A 16,571-nucleotide genomic window follows, 5' to 3' on the forward strand; every position below is an offset into this window, starting at 1 on the left:
GGGAGTAGCTGGAGCCTACGGCTTGTGCTTTATCGTCAATACGATTTTAGAATCCGGTAAGTTACCTAAGTAGCGAGACTTTTTTGTAACAGACTATATGTTGCAAAAAGGTTTCGCTGCTTTTTTGTGCATATGTCAGTATCAGTAGTTAGAAAAAGGAGGACATTATGAGACAACAAGGAAAGGGACTTTCCACATTACAGGTACAGGAGAGGCAGAAGCAATATGGTTTCAATGAGTTGGCAGAAAAGAAAAAGCAAAGTACATTTATAATTTTTCTTTTGCAGTTTAAGGATTTTTTAGTAGGACTTTTGATTGCAGCAGCAATCATTTCCATAATGTTAGGTGATATGGAAAGTGCATTGGTGATTCTTTTGGTAATTACCATGAATGCCATATTGGGAACAGCGCAACAAAAGAAGGCAGAACAGTCCTTAGAGGGGCTTAAGAAGCTGGCAAGCCCAAGAGTAAAGGTGGTACGAGATGGTGAGATAAGAGTGGTACAAGGGCGAGAGTTAGTACCGGGAGATGTGGTATGTTTCGAAGCAGGAGATGCCCTTTGTGCAGATGGAATTCTTATGGAAGCAGAGGCAGTTACCGTCAATGAAAGTGCTCTTACCGGAGAAAGTATCGGAGTAGAAAAGAGTGTGAAAGATATAACAAAGTCCATGGTATATTCCGGCTGTATTGTAAATACGGGACGAGGAGAATATGAAGTAGTACGAACCGGAATGGATACAGAGGTAGGAAAGATAGCCAATCTGATTCAGACAGCAGAGGAGAAGAAAACACCGTTGCAGATAAGTCTGGATGATTTTGGAAAAAAGCTTTCTGTGGTGATTATAGCAATTTGTGCATTGGTGTTTGCAGTCAGTGTATGGCAGGGAGAAAAAGTGCCGGATGCATTTTTGTTTGCAGTAGCACTTGCGGTGGCAGCAATTCCGGAAGCATTAAGTTCCATTGTTACCATTGTTTTAGCTTTTTGTACCAGAAAAATGGCAAAAGAAAATGCAATTGTACGGAAATTGGCATCGGTGGAAAGTCTTGGAAGTGTATCGGTAATTTGTACAGATAAGACAGGAACGCTGACACAGAATAAAATGACAGTAACCGGAAGATTTACATTTGATGCGCAAGAGAAAAGGGTATTGACCTATAGCGGAATTCTCTGTAATGATGCAGTGATAGAGGGAGAAAAGCAAATCGGAGATCCAACGGAAACAGCACTTTTAAATTTTGCAGAGAAAAAAGAGGCAGGAAGTGTAGAAAAGGTAAGAAAGCAGTTCCTAAGAAAAGCATCCATTCCGTTTGATTCAGAGCGAAAACTTATGACTGTATTGTGTAGTCAAAAAGGTGCAGAGGATTTTACCATTACAAAGGGCGCAGTAGATGTGTTGTTAGGGCGTTTAACGAAGGTGTTAGAAAAGGGTGAAGTAAGGAAAATTACGAATCAGGATATGGAAAAGATTCAAAAAGCCAATCAGGAATTTTCCCAGAAAGGTCTTCGTGTACTTGCATTTGCAGCCAGAAATGCCAAAGATGGAAGTATGCAGGAAGAAGATTTATGTTTCTTAGGAGTCATGGCAATGGCAGATCCGCCAAGAGAAGAAGCAAAAGAGGCAGTAGCACTTTGTACACAGGCAGGAATTAAAACAGTTATGATTACCGGAGACCATCCACAGACAGCATCAGCCATAGCAAGAGAAATCGGAATTTTGCGTGAGGGTGAACTACAGGGTGTAATGACCGGAACAGAATTAGAGCAAATCAGCGATGATGAGTTGCAAGAGAAGGTAAAAGATACCAGAGTATATGCAAGAGTTTCCCCGGAGCATAAGATACGAATTGTAAGAGCATGGCAAAAACTTGGAATGATTACTGCAATGACAGGGGACGGAGTGAATGATGCACCGGCATTGAAACAGGCAGATGTGGGAGTTGCCATGGGAAAATCCGGCACAGAGGCAGCAAAGGAGGCCTCGGATATGATTCTTGCGGATGATAACTTTGCAACCATTGTAAAAGCAGTAGAAAGCGGAAGAAATATTTATGGAAATATCAAAAAATCCATAGGATTTTTATTATCGGGAAACATGGCGGGAATTCTTAGCGTTTTAACTGCCTGTCTGGCAGGAATGTCTCTACCTTTTGCACCGGTTCATCTGTTGTTTATCAATTTACTGACGGATTCTTTGCCGGCAGTAGCACTTGGTATGGAGCCACATTCTGTAGAGGTAATGAAAGAAAGTCCAAGACCTGCAAAAGAAGGAATTTTGACAAAAGAATTTATGAGTAATCTACTGATAGAAGGAATTGTAATTGCAGTAAATACAATGACGGCATTTGTTATTGGTGGTGCAAGTGTATATGCCTTTGGAGTACTTTGCCTTTCCAGATTGCTTCATGGATATACCTGTAAGAAAAAGCAGACAGTGTTGGGAACCAGAGCCATGTGGGACAATAATTATATGAATGGAGCTTTTTTACTGGGGTTTGGATTGCTGAATCTGGTACTTTTAGTTCCTGCTTTTACCCAGTTATTCCAGACAGCGGGAATTACAGGCTGTGGATTATTGATGATTTATGGATTTAGTTTGTTGAGCTTTTTGGAAAATCAGTTCATTCGCTGGATAAAAGAAAAAATACATAAAGAAGAATAGAAACGAACCCTGCCGTCCTTTCTGAATATATTAATAGTGACAGAACAGAAAGGATGGAGGAATATGAATATAAAATGTATAGTCTATGGGTGCATAGCACTGATATTGGTATTGATAATTGTTATCTGCTGTTTGCGTCATCAGCGGCACAAAAAGGCGAAATGCAAAGTACAGTCCAGAAGTGACCAGGAAAAGTTAAGAGACATCAATGAGGTACTGAAAAGATTTGGATTTGCCTATTCGCTACCGAAAAATATTTTTTATTCGTTAGAGGATAGTTGGCAGAGAAAAATGGGCTATGGAAAAATATATGATGAAATGGCTCCGACTATGAATATGGTCATTGATTGTGAGCCGATTTATTTTGAATATGATAACCACAGGTATTTAATTGAGCTATGGAAAGGGCAGTATGGAATTACAACCGGAGCAGAAGTTGGAATCTATAAGGCAGACCTTTCCGAGAAAGAGCCGGAGCGGATATTTTATCAGGCAGTTTCGGATGAAGAACAGTTGCTTGTGAATATGACTTTGTGGAAAAACGGAAAGAAGTTGTTTCAGCGGGGAAAATTTCATTGGTGGTTGACAGGTTTTGTATTAGGGGAATTTTCCTATCCGGGAGAGTTAATGCTAGAGGTATCTATCAGCTTTACAGAGCCGGAAATGCTAGAGGCTTTTGTGAAAGGATGTTATCGAGCCGGATATTTACCGGATAATTTGCATATTTGGTGTAATCGGGTAGAATTTCGTCTTGCAGTACCAAAGACCAGACAGCCATCCAAGAGAAGGTGTCGAAGAAAATTGGCACAGTGGCAGAACTATTGGTACTGCAAATTGTATTGCAGGGTAACCAAAGGATTTGAACGTACCATAGACAAATTAGATTATCTTATGCAGGCATATCCAATGATAGTTCGAATGATTCTCAAAAAAGGAAGAATCGGGTCGAAAAGAAAATGAACAGAACATGGAAGAAGTTAGAAAAAGCCTATAAGAAAGCCCCATGTATTCCAATGAAAAATGATAGTCGCTTTGTTTTTATGAGTGATTGTCATCGCGGTGTTGGAAACTGGGGCGATAATTTTCAACCCAATCAAAATTTATTTTTTGCTGCATTACAGTATTACTATCAGCGTAAGTTTACCTATATCGAATTAGGAGACGGCGATGAACTGTGGGAAAATCGCAAGTTGGAAGAAATTATTCAGGTGCATAGTAACCAATATTGGTTGATGTCTGAACTTTATCGGAATCACCGTTTTTATATGATATATGGAAATCATGACAGAAAAAAGTGTCAGGAGCAGTTTTTCGGAAAAGTTTGTAATGCCTATTATTGTGAAAGCGAAGGGACAAAGCGTGATTTGTTTCCTGAAATGAAGGTACAGGAGGCAATTCGATTGCAGAACTGTTGTGATGGACAGGAAATCTTTTTAGTCCATGGGCATCAGGGAGATTTTTGGAATGATACATTGTGGAAAGTGACACGTTTTTTGGTGCGCTATGTATGGAGAAGACTGGAACTGGCAGGGTGTAATGATCCCACCAGTACGGCAAAAAACTATCGACGGAAGGAAAAAACGGAGAAAAAATTAGAACATTGGGCAAAGGAACATCAAACGATTCTCATTGCAGGGCATACACATCGTCCGGTATTTCCAGCACCGGGAGAAGGTTATTATTTTAATGATGGCAGTTGTGTTCATCCAAGGTGTATTACGGCAATAGAACTAGAGAGTGGAGCATTATCTTTGGTAAAGTGGAGCATGGAGGTGCGAGAGGACAATTTGCTATATATCGGAAGACAGGTGCTGGAAGGACCAACACCTGTTAAAGCATATCAGAGAGAAATAAGAAAAACTTAAGAAATTTTAGAAGAAAAACTAAGGTTTTCCTGCGATAATAATATCAGAACAAGGGCGAAGGTATTTGAACGTTAGGAAAGCAGGGGTGTTATATGAAGATAACCAATGAAAACTTGGCAATGCAGTTACAGGCTCATAATGAAAAAGCCATGGGATTTTTGATAAATGAATATAGTCTTTATCTTAATTCTATTATAAAAAAACATCTTTTTACACTTCCACATTTGCAGGAGGAGTGCCTTGCAGAAACATTAGTAACTATTTGGAATCATATAGATGCCTATGAGAAGAGTAATGACTTGGAAAACTGGATAGGTGCGGTTGCACGTTACTGTTGTTTGGAGTTTTTGCGAGAACATCAAAAAGAAGCTACCATAGCGTGGCTCATTGAAAAAGAGATAGTGGAAGAACGGGAGGTACTGATTAATAGTTTAGAAGAGGAGTACCAAGAGCTGTTTTACCGTTTTTATGTGGGAGAGACATTATATAAGGGAAGCCGCGAATATGAAAAGTACTCATATCACAATATGTATGAATTATTAAATAAAATTGATACAGATATTTGCGAGTATGAGAAAGAACCTCTGACAGAAGAGGAAGAAAAACAAGTGGCAAAAAGAGTACAGGAAGCTATTAGAAAAAGAAAGGGAATTAATTGGAAGAAGAATTTCGATAATCTGTTTCGCTTTGGAGAATGTAAGCAAGTAGTATTTTGAATAAAACATTTATATCATAGAAAAAAATCACATTTTAATGCAACGCAGTATTTCCTATAATAGGACGCAATTTCCTATTGCATAAAAAAGAACGATTACGAATATTCAGGTAATCGTTCTTTTTTTTGAGGAAACCGGTTATATAGTAGTTTCACCGGCGTATTTATCGCGAAAAGCGCATAAAATGTCACGTCTTGTAATAATACCGATAAATTTATTGCGGTCATCTACCACAGGAACAAAGTTCTGGTTGATAATGCGGTCAAACAGAACTTCAAAGGACACATCAATGCTGACAGCAGGATTCCAGTCAGTACGCATAATATCACGAATAAAAACACGTTCTAAAGACTTACGGTCACATTCCAGGTTATTGGAAAGATACCAGAGAAAATCTCCTTCACTAATGCAGCCTACATAATCCCCTTCGTCTGTGATAACAGGAATTGCAGTATAGCCGTGTGCTTTCATTTTTTCTAGCCCCTGGCGTAATGTATTTTCAGCAAATAAATAAGATACTGTGTTTTTGCTTTTTAAAAGAGAAATAATATTCATAATTAATACCTTCTTTATGTAGATTCTTGTCTTAATGTATACAGTATATCATTTTTATTGAAAAAATAATAGTAAATAATACGAAAGAAAGTGTGAAAAAATTGCGACGAAAAAAAGAATGGTGTATAATTATGAAAAATAAAAGAATAGGAATACGTTAATATGACATTACAGCAATTAAAATATGCAATTACAGTTGCGGATCATCAGTCTATGAATGAAGCAGCAAAGGAGCTGTTTATTTCACAGCCCAGCTTATCAAATGCAATAAAGGAATTGGAAAAGGAAATAGGAATTAGTATTTTTACAAGAAGTAATAAAGGAATTACCATATCTTCAGACGGAGCAGAGTTTCTAGGCTATGCAAGACAGGTGGTAGAGCAGGCATCACTTTTAGAAGAAAAGTATTTAGGAAAGAGTCCGGCAAAAATAAAGTTTAGTGTTTCTACACAGCATTATTCTTTTGCGGTAAATGCTTTTGTAGATTTAATCACAGCATATGATTCTGAATATTATGATTTTATGTTACGGGAAACACGGACATATGAGATTATTGAAGATGTAAAAAATCTCACCAGTGAAGTGGGGATTTTATACTTAAATGAATTTAACCGCAAGGTAATTTTAAAGATGTTAAAGGAAAACGATTTGGAATTTCAGGAGTTGTTTACCGCAAAGCCACATGTATTTATCGGACGAAATAATCCACTTGCAGAAAAGAAAATAATTACTTTAGAAGATTTAGAAGATTATCCGTTTTTGTCCTTTGAACAGGGGGACTATAATTCCTTTTATTTTGCAGAAGAGATTTTAAGTACATTACCACGAAAGAAATCCATAAAAGTCAGTGACCGTGCAACATTGTTTAATCTGCTGATTGGCTTGAACGGTTATACTCTTTGTAGTGGTGTCATTAGTGAAGCATTAAACGGAAAAGATATTATAGCCTTGCCATTAGCGGTAGGAGATGAGCAGATGTGTATCGGATATGTAACGCATAAAAACGCCACATTGAGCCGTTTAGGAGAGTTGTATATTGAGAAATTAAAAGCAGCAGTAGAGGCACAATAATAGATATAACAAAAAACTATAACAAATATAAAAAATTAAATATACCTTATTACCATAAAGATGTGATATAATGAGTGTAAGTGAAAAGAGCACACTGCGGAGTAGATTATTCTAATACTTATATAAAAAGACGAGGAGAAAAACATGAAAGTAGAAAGTATATTTCGAGAAAAAAGACCGGTAATATCTTTTGAGATATTTCCCCCAAAGCGTGACACAGAGTTAAAAAATATAGATGGAACTTTAGAGATTTTAAGTAGATTAAATCCTGATTTTATCAGTGTAACATTTGGTGCCGGCGGAAGTGCTACCAATAATAAAACAATTGCATTGGCAAAGAAAATTAAGAATCAATATGGAATTACACCGATTGTACATTTAACCTGCTTAAATTACAGTAAAAGTGAAATTGATGAGATTCTTTCTGAGCTGAATCAAAACGGAATAGAAAATGTATTGGCATTGCGTGGTGACCGTAATCCGGATATTGAACCAAAGAAGGAATTCCATTATGCAACAGATTTGGTAAAATACATTAAGGCACATGGAAATTTTGATGTCAGTGGGGCATGCTATCCGGAAGGACATTTGGAAGCAGAAAACATGGTGGCAGATATTCATCATTTAAGAGAAAAGGTGGATGCAGGTGCCAGCCATTTGATTTCACAGTTGTTTTTCGATAATAACATGTTTTACAGTTTTCAGGAAAAGGCAAAATTGGCAGGAATCAATGTACCGATAGAAGCAGGAATTATGCCGGTTATCAATAAAGCCCAGATTGAGCGCATGGTAAACTTATGCGGAGCATCCTTACCGGAGAAGTTCAGACGTATCATGGATAAGTATGAGAATGATAAAGAAGCCTTATTTGATGCAGGAATGGCATATGCAGTAAATCAGATAGTAGATTTATTAGCGCATGATGTAGATGGAATACATATTTATACTATGAATAATACAAGGGTAGCAGAGGAAATCTGTAAGAGAATTGAGCATTTAATATAAAGGAAAATGTACGAAATTTCCTATTACAAAACTATGAGAAACACGCTTTGCGTGTTTCTCAAGTTATCGCAGTGCTCCTCAAATGCCTGTGCAAGCACAGCATTTTCATCGCTACTCGCGTAATAAAAGAACGGCATAGCCACAATGGCTATGCCGTTCTTTCGTTTCGTTAAGCTGTTGCTGTAGCATTATTTTTTTCTTTAAATACAATTTTTAATAGGATTGGTGTAATAATAGTAGTAATAACAACGGTGACAACGACAGGAGCATATAAATCATCGCCAATCAATCCTAATGATTCGCCTTTGTTTGCTACAATCAATGCAACTTCACCACGGGAAATCATACCAACACCGATTTGTAGAGCTTGACGGTTTGTATAACCCATAATCTTTGCACCCAATCCACAACCAATAATTTTAGTAAGAATTGCGATAATAACAAGCAATACGGTAAAGATAATAATATTGTTCGTCATAGAACTGAGCTTTACTTTAAGACCGATGCTTGCAAAGAAAACAGGTGCAACTAACATATAAGATACCGTGTCAAATTCACGGTAGATAAATTCACGCTTAGAGCTGTAACTGATAACAAGACCGGCAACGTAAGCACCGGTAATATCGGCAACACCGAAGAATGCTTCGGCGCAAAATGCCATAATTAAGCAGAAAGCAAAACTTACAACAACAAAGCGTCGTTTCATACCCGGATGAATAAGATTCCATTTTTTGAAGAAAAATCCGTAAGCAACACCGAAAACAATAGCAAAAACAAAGAAACCTAAAATTTTCAGTAATACAAGTCCGATGTTAGTACTTGGATCAGCAAGACTGGTAACTAAAGTAAGAGCGATAATACCTAAAATGTCATCAATTAAGGCAGCTCCTAAAATAGCAGTACCGGCTTTGGTAGATACTTTTCCAAGTTCCTTTAATGTTTCTACTGTAATACTTACAGAAGTTGCAGTTAAAATAATACCGATAAATATGTATTGTAATAATTTGCTGGTAGGAAGGTTTGCATCAGCAACATTACATACATATGCAATTCCCAAACCTCCAAGTAAAGGAACAATTACACCGATTAAAGCGATGATAAAGGAAGCAAGTCCCGATTTTTTTAACTCCTCGGTATCTGTTTCCAAACCGGCCATAAACATTAATACAATAACACCGATTTCAGATACCTGACTTAAAAATTCTGTTCCCTGAATTAAATTAAGACAAGCAGGTCCGAGAATCAGACCAGCCAGTAGTGCACCTACAACTTGTGGCATATGTGCCTTGCTGGTTGCCAGTCCCAATAACTTTGTGCTTAGCAAAATAATCGCTAAATACAATAAATAATCGTAGTTCATAATTTTTCCTCCATACCCAATATAAAAAACCTATCATTCTTATGGAATTATACTCCTACGGAGAAAAAAAAACAAGATATAAATCCGCTAAGAAACGACAAAAACAGTTGCTATTTTTTTGAAATTTTACTATTATGGTAAATAGCATTTTCAGGAGGAAATACAGATTATGAAAAAGAAGATTTTACTAATTGCAACAGGTGGAACCATTGCTTCTTTAAAGGCAGAAAATGGACTCACACCATTGATAAAGGCAGATGAGATTTTATCTTATATTCCTACGGTATACGAATTTTGTGAGCCGGAGGCAATTCAGATATGTAATATAGATAGTACCAATATGGAGCCAAAGCACTGGAAATTGATAGTACAGACCATTCAAGAACATTATGAGGAATATGATGGTTTTGTAATTGCCCATGGAACAGATACCATGGCATATACAGCGGCAGCTCTTTCCTATATGATTCAAAATTCAAATAAGCCAATCGTATTGACAGGAGCGCAAAAGTCCATTGATTTAGAAATTACAGATGCAAAAACCAATTTGTTAGATAGTTTTCGTTATGCCAGTGATGAGAAGTCTCAGGGAGTACAGATTGTATTTGGAGGAAAAGTAATAGCAGGAACAAGAGCCAAGAAAATTCGTTCCAAGAGCTACAATGCATTTGAAAGTATAGATTATCCGGCACTTGCAATGATACAGGACAATCGAATCATGCGTTATATTGAACCGATACCATATCAGGAACCGGTTACTTTTTACGAAGAAATGAATCAAAATATATTCTTGATGAAATTAATTCCTGGAATTTCACCTAAGGGATTACAATTCTTCTTTGAACAATACGATGCCATAATTGTGGAAAGCTTCGGCGTGGGAGGGATTCCGGCATCTATTGCAGATGTGTTTTATGAGTTAAATGAGAAATATCCGGAAAAAGTAATTATTTTGGCAACGCAGGTCGCTCATGAGGGTAGTGACATGACGGTATATGAAGTGGGAAACAAGATAAAAAAGGATTGTAGTATTTTAGAATCATATGATATGACTTTGGAGGCGGTTATTGCGAAAACCATGTGGATGTTAGGGGACAATAACCGTGGAAACTCCAAAGTAGAAGAAATTTTTTATAAAAAAATTAACTATGATTTGATATTTGAACCTTAATGGGTCTGACGATTAATAAATTCTGTTTTATATTTAGAATATACAATTTTTTGGCTGTGGTATAGTCCGTAGTAACCAGAGAGCATATAGCTGAAGGCAATAGATAAAAGGAAGTAAGGCATTGCCTGAAAACCAAATAATTCAAAGCAGATAAGCAGAGAACTAATCGGGCAGTTGGTAACGCCGCAAAAAACAGATCCCATTGCCACAGCAGTACAAAGTTCCGGTGAGAATCCAAGGAGATTTCCAAAGGTAAATCCAAAGGTTGCACCAATGAAAAAGGAAGGAACGATTTCGCCACCTTTATAACCGGCACCTAAAGTAAGTGCGGTAAACACAATCTTAAGAAGAAATGCATAAGGAACACAATTTCCCTGAAAACACCGTTCAATGATAAACATACCGGCACCATTATATTCCTGATTTCCTATGAACAATGTAAGAAGGAGTACGAGAGCACCTCCTACAAATACACGAAGATACGGATTTTGAAAAAAGTGTTTGTATAGTTTTTCCGAGGTATGAAGTGCAACACAAAAAAGAATACTTACTACCGCACAAAGGACAGCAAGAATAGCGATGATAATTGCACTTTTTATAGAAAATGCCGGAAGTGATTGAATGACAAATTGTTCCGGGACAATTCCAAAGTATGTGGCAATTCCATGAGCAATAAGTGAAGAAACCACGCAGGGAACCAGAGCTGAATAGTGCATAATTCCAACACTTACCACTTCCATAGAGAAAATAGCAGCAGCCATAGGAGTGCCAAAGAGGGCAGAAAAGGCTGCACTCATGCCACACATAATCATAATATGCTGGTCTTTTTCATCAAAGCGAAAAACACGCCCAAGAGAATTACCAATGCTGCCGCCTAACTGAAGAGCGGCACCTTCGCGACCGGCAGAACCACCGAAAAGGTGGGTTAAAACCGTAGAGATAAAAATTAAGGGAGCCATTTTTAAAGGAATGGATTCCCCGGAGTGGATGGCAGAAAGCACCAGATTCGTACCGGTGTCTTTTTCATCATGCATGATGCGATAAGCACCAACAATAAAAATACCTGCAATGGGCAGGAAAAAGATAAGCCACGGATAATCGGAACGAGTATTGGTAGCATAAGCCATACAAAAATAGAAAAGAGTACCAATTCCGCCCACAATAATTCCGGATAATATCGAGAATATAAGCCATTTGAAAAAGACAAAAAGGCGTGAACTAAAATGTTTTATGTAGTATGCTAATTTTTCTTTCATAAAAAACTCCCTATGTCATTTGTAATAAAATCTATTTCATATTATCATTACAGGAAAAAAATAACAAGGTAGTATTTTAAGGTTAAGTTAAGAAAAAGCGAGAATGCATTTAAGAAAAGCACGTTATGATAACGTTAAGAAAATAAAGAGATATCCAAAGGGAGGAATTCTTATGTGGACTAGAAAAGAGTTAAAAAGAAAATCTAAAATAAGATTTAAAGCGAATTATTGGAAGTCTGTTTTGGTGGCATTGATATTGTTTATAGTTCTAGGTGGAAGTGGAACCGGAGCAGCAGGAACTTTCACAGACTTTATTGGTAATAATACAGAGGATACAGAAGATATAGAGGATATGGAAGATGTGAAAGACGCTGCGAATATTGTAGACGTAATACATGACAGTGTAGATGAAGAAGATATTCCCATTGTTATAGCAGCAGTGATTCTTGTGATTGTGGTTGTGGTGGCGATTGCTTTAATCATTATAATTCCGTTACAGGTCTTTGTATTTAATCCATTAGAAATTGGATGTAAACGATTTTTTGCAAAAAATTTAAAAGAAGATGCACAGATGCGAGAAATATGTTATGCTTTTGATAATGGGTATAAAAATGGTGTGAAGACAATGTTCTTCCGAGATTTTTATACATTTTTATGGATGTTGCTTTTCATAATACCGGGAATTATCAAGTCCTATGAATATCAGATGATTCCATATATTTTAGCTGAGAATCCGGAAATTAGCAGAAATGAGGCATTTCAATTAAGCAAAGATATGATGTATGGAAACAAATGGAAGTCCTTTGTACTGGATTTATCATTCCTTGGCTGGGAGATATTGAATATATGTACTTTTGGAATATTAGGAATTTTTTATGTGAATGCTTATGAAGACCAGACGGAAGCAGCACTTTATGAAACCATAAAAAATCAGCAGGAAAGAGGCGAGTAATGTGGCTTACAAAGTATTAGTTGCAGATGATGAAAGCGAAATTCGAAGTCTGTTACGTTTGTATTTAGAAAAGGATGGATATCAGGTAATTGAAGCTGAGGATGGATTACAGGCAGTAAAGTTACTGGAAAATGAAGATGTGGATTTGGCACTTTTGGATATTATGATGCCGGGAATGGATGGATATCAGGTGCTAAGAACCATTCGGAAAGAAAGCAATATACCTGTTATGATGATTTCAGCCAAAAATCAGGACGTAGATAAGATTCTTGGATTAGATTTAGGCGCAGATGACTATTTGACGAAACCATTTAATCCATTAGAGGCAATGGCAAGAATCAATTCCAATATTCGCAGATTCTATTCCTTAGGAGCTAAGGGAAAGGAAGTTAAGGAACTTAAAGTCAAGGATTTGCGTTTGGATACAGAAGCATGTGCCATATATAAGAATGATACATTAATTGATTTGACTTCTGTGGAATATCGAATTATGCGTATGTTTATGGAAAATCCAGGAAAAGTATTCACCAAGCAGCAGCTTTATGAAGAAGGCTGGGGGGAAGCATACTTTGTAGCGGATAATAGCATTATGGTATGCATTAGTAAATTGCGCGCAAAACTCTCAGAGGAAAATGACGAGTATATTAAGACTGTGCGGGGACTTGGATATCGTATGGAGCGAGAATGAAAAAGGATCATATTCAAGAGTTAAAAGGATTTTTAATACAGAAATTTTTAATAATATTAGTATTTATAGCAGGTAGCGAAGCACTGATTAATCTATTGTATAATAGGGTAGTTTATCCATGGCTTTCTACCACGATGCAAATCAATTTTTTTATGCCGGAAATTACAACAGGAGAATCTTTTGCAACGCTGGGTAAGGGAATTTTATGGATATTAGGGCATGGGATTGCAGCAGCAATCCCTTATGGCTTAGGAAGAGAGTTGGCAGAGTTTTCAGATAAGTGGGCTGGAAAATATATTGTGAATCAGTTGATGAACCAAACAGCGAAAATGTCCGGATTAGAACAGAAAATATATTTTCTGAGCGTAGTAGTTGTATCTGTATTATTGGTATTGGGGTTACTGATTCCTTATATTTTAGCGGCAATTGGATTTAGTAAGCTGGTAGCCCAAAGAGTGGCAGAATTAGAGCAGATAGAGAAGGAAAAACGTGAGGAATATGAAAAAAGACGTAATCTGCTCTTATCGGACGTGGCACATGATTTAAAGACACCGATGACTACGGTAACAGGATATGCAAGTGCATTAGTAGACGGAAAAGTAGAGGAAGAAAATCAGCAACAAGAGTATTTACAGGTGATTTATAATAAATCCATGCAAATGAGCGGATTGATAACCCTGTTATTTGAGTATGTAAAGTTGGATAGTGAAGGATTTAAATTGAAAAAGAGTAAGAGTGATATACCGGAAATTCTTCGCGAAAGTGTGGCAGCATTATATACTGATTTTGAAAAAAAGGATATGGAAATTGAAATTGATATACCGGAAGTATCCATTTATTCTGTTGTAGACCGCATTCAGTTTCAGCGAGCTATTACCAATCTTTTAAATAATGCGATAAAGCATAATCCCCCGGGAACAAAAACAGGAATTACAATGAAGGTAAATGGTGATATAATAGAAATTCGGGTGTGTGACAATGGAGTTCTTATACCACCGGAGACAGCAAAGTATGTTTTTGATCCATTTGTTATGGGGGATGAATCCAGAAACAGTCGTGGTGGAAGTGGATTAGGACTTAGTATTGTACAGAAAATTATTTCCATGCACGGAGGAACCATTCAATTGCAGCAGGATTTACAGGGGGAATTTAAGAAGGCATTTGTTATAAACATGAAGATAGAACTAGAAGAGGAGAAAAATGGAATATCAGTATGAAATACCAGATAGCTTTTATAGTCTGTTCCGGTCACCGAACCGGGACACATATATAGAAGCTTTATTGATTATTAATGAAGAATATGAATATCAAAGTTACTTTTTAAGCCGGGAAGCATGTGTGCGGATTCTGAGCGAGTATTTTTCCCAGAAAAAAATCCGAATGGAGAGGGAAGAAAATGAGACAGAACTGGACATTTTGGAAACCCCGGCAAATCGTATTTTAAACTGGTTGTTAAAAAGTCAATGGCTGAAAAAGTTAGAAGATTATTATGCGCAGGTAACGAATATTATTATTCCTGATTATGCGGCGATTTTCATAGAAGCATTTGAAAAGCTTACCAGTGAAGATATGGACGATACAGAAATTTATATACAAAACGTGTATGCGATTTTATTTTCCCTAAAAAATGATGGAAGGGCGAATATGGGATTGTTAAAAACAGCTTTGGTAAATACCAGAAAGCTGAATAAATCCCTACAGGACATGCTTCATAATATGGACAAGTTTTTTTCCAGTTTGTTGGAAAAAGATTTTTACGGAGATTTGTTAAAAGACCATTTGGAAGGATATGTAGAAGAAATTATTCGCAAGAAGTACCATATTTTGAAAACCAGTGATAACTTTTATATTTATAAGACAGATATCAAGCAGTGGCTTCGAGAAATGCAAAATGACTATGACTGGATTATGGCAATGAAGAATCGGGAACAGGGAAATGTAACAGAACAGGAGATTATCGAGACTCTGGAACGAATAGATCATGGATTTGATGATATTGAGCGAAGAATTGCCAATATGGATAAGGAACATATGAAGTATGTAAAGGCAACGGTAGTGCGTTTGAATTACCTGTTAGACGGAGAAGACAGTATGAAGGGAATGATTATACAGCTTTTAAATGAAATCGCATCTCATGAACAACAGGAAACCATGTTAGCACAAACAGCACAACATATGAATTTGGCAAATTTTGAAACCTTAACAGAAAAATCCTTGTATCGCAAACGTGCACCAAGAAAGAATTTTATCGAGAATCTGCAACCGGAAGAGGAGCATGAGGAACTTTCCAAAGAAGAAATCTTGCGTCTGAACCAAATTCATCGAAGATATAGTAAGCGTCAGATAGAAGAATTCTTAGAAATGCATGTGGATATGGATGGCAATGTTAAGGTAAATGAGAATACCGTAAAGAGTGATGAAGATTTTGAAAAACTGATTCTTGCTTATGATTATGCAGGAAAGAAAAATAGCAGATTTATGGTAAATGTAAAAGAAGAGGAAGTAGTAGACAACGGAACTTATGTGTATCCAAAACTTACGTTTATTAAGAAAGGAACGATATGATAGAGTATTTTGAGTTATTAGCAGAAGAGGAACAACAGCAGTTGACAGAAGTAATACAAACGGTGTTGAAACAGACTTTTGTGTTAGAAAAAAAATATGAAAAGCGTACCGGACGGTTTGTTTTTAATCGTGAATATCGCATTTTAAGTAAACATTTGGAATTCTTAAAAGAATATTTTAAAATCGCAGGAATGGAGCTTGTAGAGAATATACCGGGAGGTGTTATCTACCTTAGAGGAGAAGGCATTGCACCGGAGCGTCTTTCCAAACTTTCTACGATTTATTTGTTGATTTTAAAATTGATTTATGATGAGCAGATGGCATCCGCATCTACCAGTATCAACATTTATACCACATTGGGAGAAATTAATGAGCGAGTAGGAAGTTTTAATTTGTTAAAGGACAGACCGTCTCTTACAGAGATAAAACGTACCCTTACCTTGTTAAAAAAATATCAATTAGTGGAAGTGTTAGACCCTTTAGAAGAGTTAGAATCAGAAAGCAGGATTATTATTTATCCATGTATCAATATGGTGCTGTTAGGAGAAGAAGTAAAGCATTTGATAGAAAGCTTTCAAGAGGATGTTCCCAATGAAACGGAACAGGCAGAAGTATTCTCAATAGAAGAAAACGAAGCAGCGCGGGAAATGGAAACAACACAAGAAATGGAAACAGAGACTTTGGAAGAGGCAGAGGAGGAAGAATAA

Annotated in this window: 15 protein-coding genes; 12 read left to right on the top strand and 3 right to left on the bottom strand. The window is 36.8% G+C overall.

Going from position 1 to position 16,571, the window contains the following annotated elements; genetic code table 11:
- Nucleotides 1-167: 167 nt before the first annotated feature.
- From KQI83_RS03390 to KQI83_RS03405, 4 genes are all read left to right on the top strand, one after another.
- Nucleotides 168-2,660, top strand: a complete 2,493-nt coding sequence (locus tag KQI83_RS03390) for a cation-translocating P-type ATPase (RefSeq protein ID WP_216554760.1) — start codon at nucleotides 168-170, stop codon at nucleotides 2,658-2,660.
- Nucleotides 2,661-2,723: 63 nt separating this feature from the next.
- Nucleotides 2,724-3,620, top strand: a complete 897-nt coding sequence (locus KQI83_RS03395) for a DUF4474 domain-containing protein (protein WP_216554762.1) — start codon at nucleotides 2,724-2,726, stop codon at nucleotides 3,618-3,620.
- A complete protein-coding gene (locus tag KQI83_RS03400) occupies nucleotides 3,617-4,525 on the top strand; it encodes a metallophosphoesterase (RefSeq protein ID WP_216554763.1) in 909 nt (302 codons plus the stop codon). Before KQI83_RS03395 ends, KQI83_RS03400 begins: the two co-directional genes overlap by 4 nt.
- A 92-nt stretch (nucleotides 4,526-4,617) precedes the next feature.
- Complete coding sequence (locus KQI83_RS03405) at nucleotides 4,618-5,241, top strand: sigma factor (RefSeq protein ID WP_216554764.1); 624 nt, start codon at nucleotides 4,618-4,620, stop codon at nucleotides 5,239-5,241.
- 138 nt (nucleotides 5,242-5,379) lie between these two features.
- On the opposite strand, the gene KQI83_RS03410 is transcribed toward KQI83_RS03405, so the two are convergent.
- A complete protein-coding gene (locus tag KQI83_RS03410; RefSeq protein WP_216554765.1) occupies nucleotides 5,380-5,796 on the bottom strand; it encodes a CBS domain-containing protein in 417 nt (138 codons plus the stop codon).
- Between the two features lie 162 nt (nucleotides 5,797-5,958).
- On the opposite strand from KQI83_RS03410, the gene KQI83_RS03415 reads away from it, so the two are divergent.
- Nucleotides 5,959-6,867, top strand: a complete 909-nt coding sequence (locus KQI83_RS03415) for a LysR family transcriptional regulator (RefSeq protein WP_216554766.1) — start codon at nucleotides 5,959-5,961, stop codon at nucleotides 6,865-6,867.
- Between the two features lie 144 nt (nucleotides 6,868-7,011).
- Nucleotides 7,012-7,872: a methylenetetrahydrofolate reductase [NAD(P)H] gene (gene metF, locus KQI83_RS03420; protein ID WP_216554767.1), complete on the top strand. Its 861-nt coding sequence runs from the start codon at nucleotides 7,012-7,014 to the stop codon at nucleotides 7,870-7,872.
- A 169-nt stretch (nucleotides 7,873-8,041) separates the two neighbouring features.
- Here the strand turns inward: metF and KQI83_RS03425 are convergent, their stop codons facing one another.
- Nucleotides 8,042-9,232, bottom strand: coding sequence for a cation:proton antiporter (locus tag KQI83_RS03425; RefSeq protein ID WP_253295483.1), 1,191 nt, complete (start codon nucleotides 9,230-9,232; stop codon nucleotides 8,042-8,044).
- Nucleotides 9,233-9,401: 169 nt separating this feature from the next.
- Between KQI83_RS03425 and KQI83_RS03430 the strand changes: the two genes are divergently transcribed.
- Nucleotides 9,402-10,403: an asparaginase gene (locus KQI83_RS03430; protein ID WP_216554769.1), complete on the top strand. Its 1,002-nt coding sequence runs from the start codon at nucleotides 9,402-9,404 to the stop codon at nucleotides 10,401-10,403.
- Here KQI83_RS03430 and KQI83_RS03435 read toward each other — a convergent pair.
- A complete protein-coding gene (locus KQI83_RS03435; RefSeq protein WP_216554771.1) occupies nucleotides 10,400-11,659 on the bottom strand; it encodes a chloride channel protein in 1,260 nt (419 codons plus the stop codon). The two genes, KQI83_RS03430 and KQI83_RS03435, sit on opposite strands and share 4 nt — an antisense overlap.
- Before the next feature lie 172 nt (nucleotides 11,660-11,831).
- Between KQI83_RS03435 and KQI83_RS03440 the strand changes: the two genes are divergently transcribed.
- Genes KQI83_RS03440 through KQI83_RS03460 form a run of 5 tightly spaced genes read left to right on the top strand, consistent with a single transcriptional unit; the run spans nucleotide 11,832 to nucleotide 16,571 of the window.
- Nucleotides 11,832-12,611 (top strand): DUF975 family protein, encoded by a 780-nt coding sequence (locus tag KQI83_RS03440; protein ID WP_216554772.1) that lies wholly within the window; start codon nucleotides 11,832-11,834, stop codon nucleotides 12,609-12,611.
- Nucleotide 12,612: 1 nt separating this feature from the next.
- Nucleotides 12,613-13,299, top strand: a complete 687-nt coding sequence (locus KQI83_RS03445; protein WP_216554773.1) for a response regulator transcription factor — start codon at nucleotides 12,613-12,615, stop codon at nucleotides 13,297-13,299.
- Entirely contained in the window at nucleotides 13,296-14,516 is a 1,221-nt protein-coding gene (locus KQI83_RS03450; RefSeq protein ID WP_216554774.1) for a sensor histidine kinase, read from the top strand. Before KQI83_RS03445 ends, KQI83_RS03450 begins: the two co-directional genes overlap by 4 nt.
- Nucleotides 14,500-15,864 carry a Wadjet anti-phage system protein JetA family protein gene (locus KQI83_RS03455; protein ID WP_216554775.1) on the top strand — a complete coding sequence of 455 codons (1,365 nt, stop codon included), beginning with the start codon at nucleotides 14,500-14,502 and terminating at the stop codon, nucleotides 15,862-15,864. The genes KQI83_RS03450 and KQI83_RS03455 overlap by 17 nt, the downstream gene beginning before the upstream one ends.
- Complete coding sequence (locus KQI83_RS03460) at nucleotides 15,861-16,571, top strand: DUF4194 domain-containing protein (RefSeq protein ID WP_216554776.1); 711 nt, start codon at nucleotides 15,861-15,863, stop codon at nucleotides 16,569-16,571. The genes KQI83_RS03455 and KQI83_RS03460 overlap by 4 nt, the downstream gene beginning before the upstream one ends.

Source organism: Roseburia sp. MSJ-14, assembly GCF_018918225.1.
Classification (GTDB): Bacteria; Bacillota; Clostridia; order Lachnospirales; family Lachnospiraceae; genus Petralouisia.

Coding starts and splice junctions, on each gene's coding strand:
- KQI83_RS03390 (WP_216554760.1), top strand. CDS start 168: ATGAGACAACAAGGAAAGGGACTTTCCACATTACAGGTACAGGAGAGG.
- KQI83_RS03395 (WP_216554762.1), top strand. CDS start 2,724: ATGAATATAAAATGTATAGTCTATGGGTGCATAGCACTGATATTGGTA.
- KQI83_RS03400 (WP_216554763.1), top strand. CDS start 3,617: ATGAACAGAACATGGAAGAAGTTAGAAAAAGCCTATAAGAAAGCCCCA.
- KQI83_RS03405 (WP_216554764.1), top strand. CDS start 4,618: ATGAAGATAACCAATGAAAACTTGGCAATGCAGTTACAGGCTCATAAT.
- KQI83_RS03410 (WP_216554765.1), bottom strand. CDS start 5,796: ATGAATATTATTTCTCTTTTAAAAAGCAAAAACACAGTATCTTATTTA.
- KQI83_RS03415 (WP_216554766.1), top strand. CDS start 5,959: ATGACATTACAGCAATTAAAATATGCAATTACAGTTGCGGATCATCAG.
- metF (WP_216554767.1), top strand. CDS start 7,012: ATGAAAGTAGAAAGTATATTTCGAGAAAAAAGACCGGTAATATCTTTT.
- KQI83_RS03425 (WP_253295483.1), bottom strand. CDS start 9,232: ATGAACTACGATTATTTATTGTATTTAGCGATTATTTTGCTAAGCACA.
- KQI83_RS03430 (WP_216554769.1), top strand. CDS start 9,402: ATGAAAAAGAAGATTTTACTAATTGCAACAGGTGGAACCATTGCTTCT.
- KQI83_RS03435 (WP_216554771.1), bottom strand. CDS start 11,659: ATGAAAGAAAAATTAGCATACTACATAAAACATTTTAGTTCACGCCTT.
- KQI83_RS03440 (WP_216554772.1), top strand. CDS start 11,832: ATGTGGACTAGAAAAGAGTTAAAAAGAAAATCTAAAATAAGATTTAAA.
- KQI83_RS03450 (WP_216554774.1), top strand. CDS start 13,296: ATGAAAAAGGATCATATTCAAGAGTTAAAAGGATTTTTAATACAGAAA.
- KQI83_RS03455 (WP_216554775.1), top strand. CDS start 14,500: ATGGAATATCAGTATGAAATACCAGATAGCTTTTATAGTCTGTTCCGG.
- KQI83_RS03460 (WP_216554776.1), top strand. CDS start 15,861: ATGATAGAGTATTTTGAGTTATTAGCAGAAGAGGAACAACAGCAGTTG.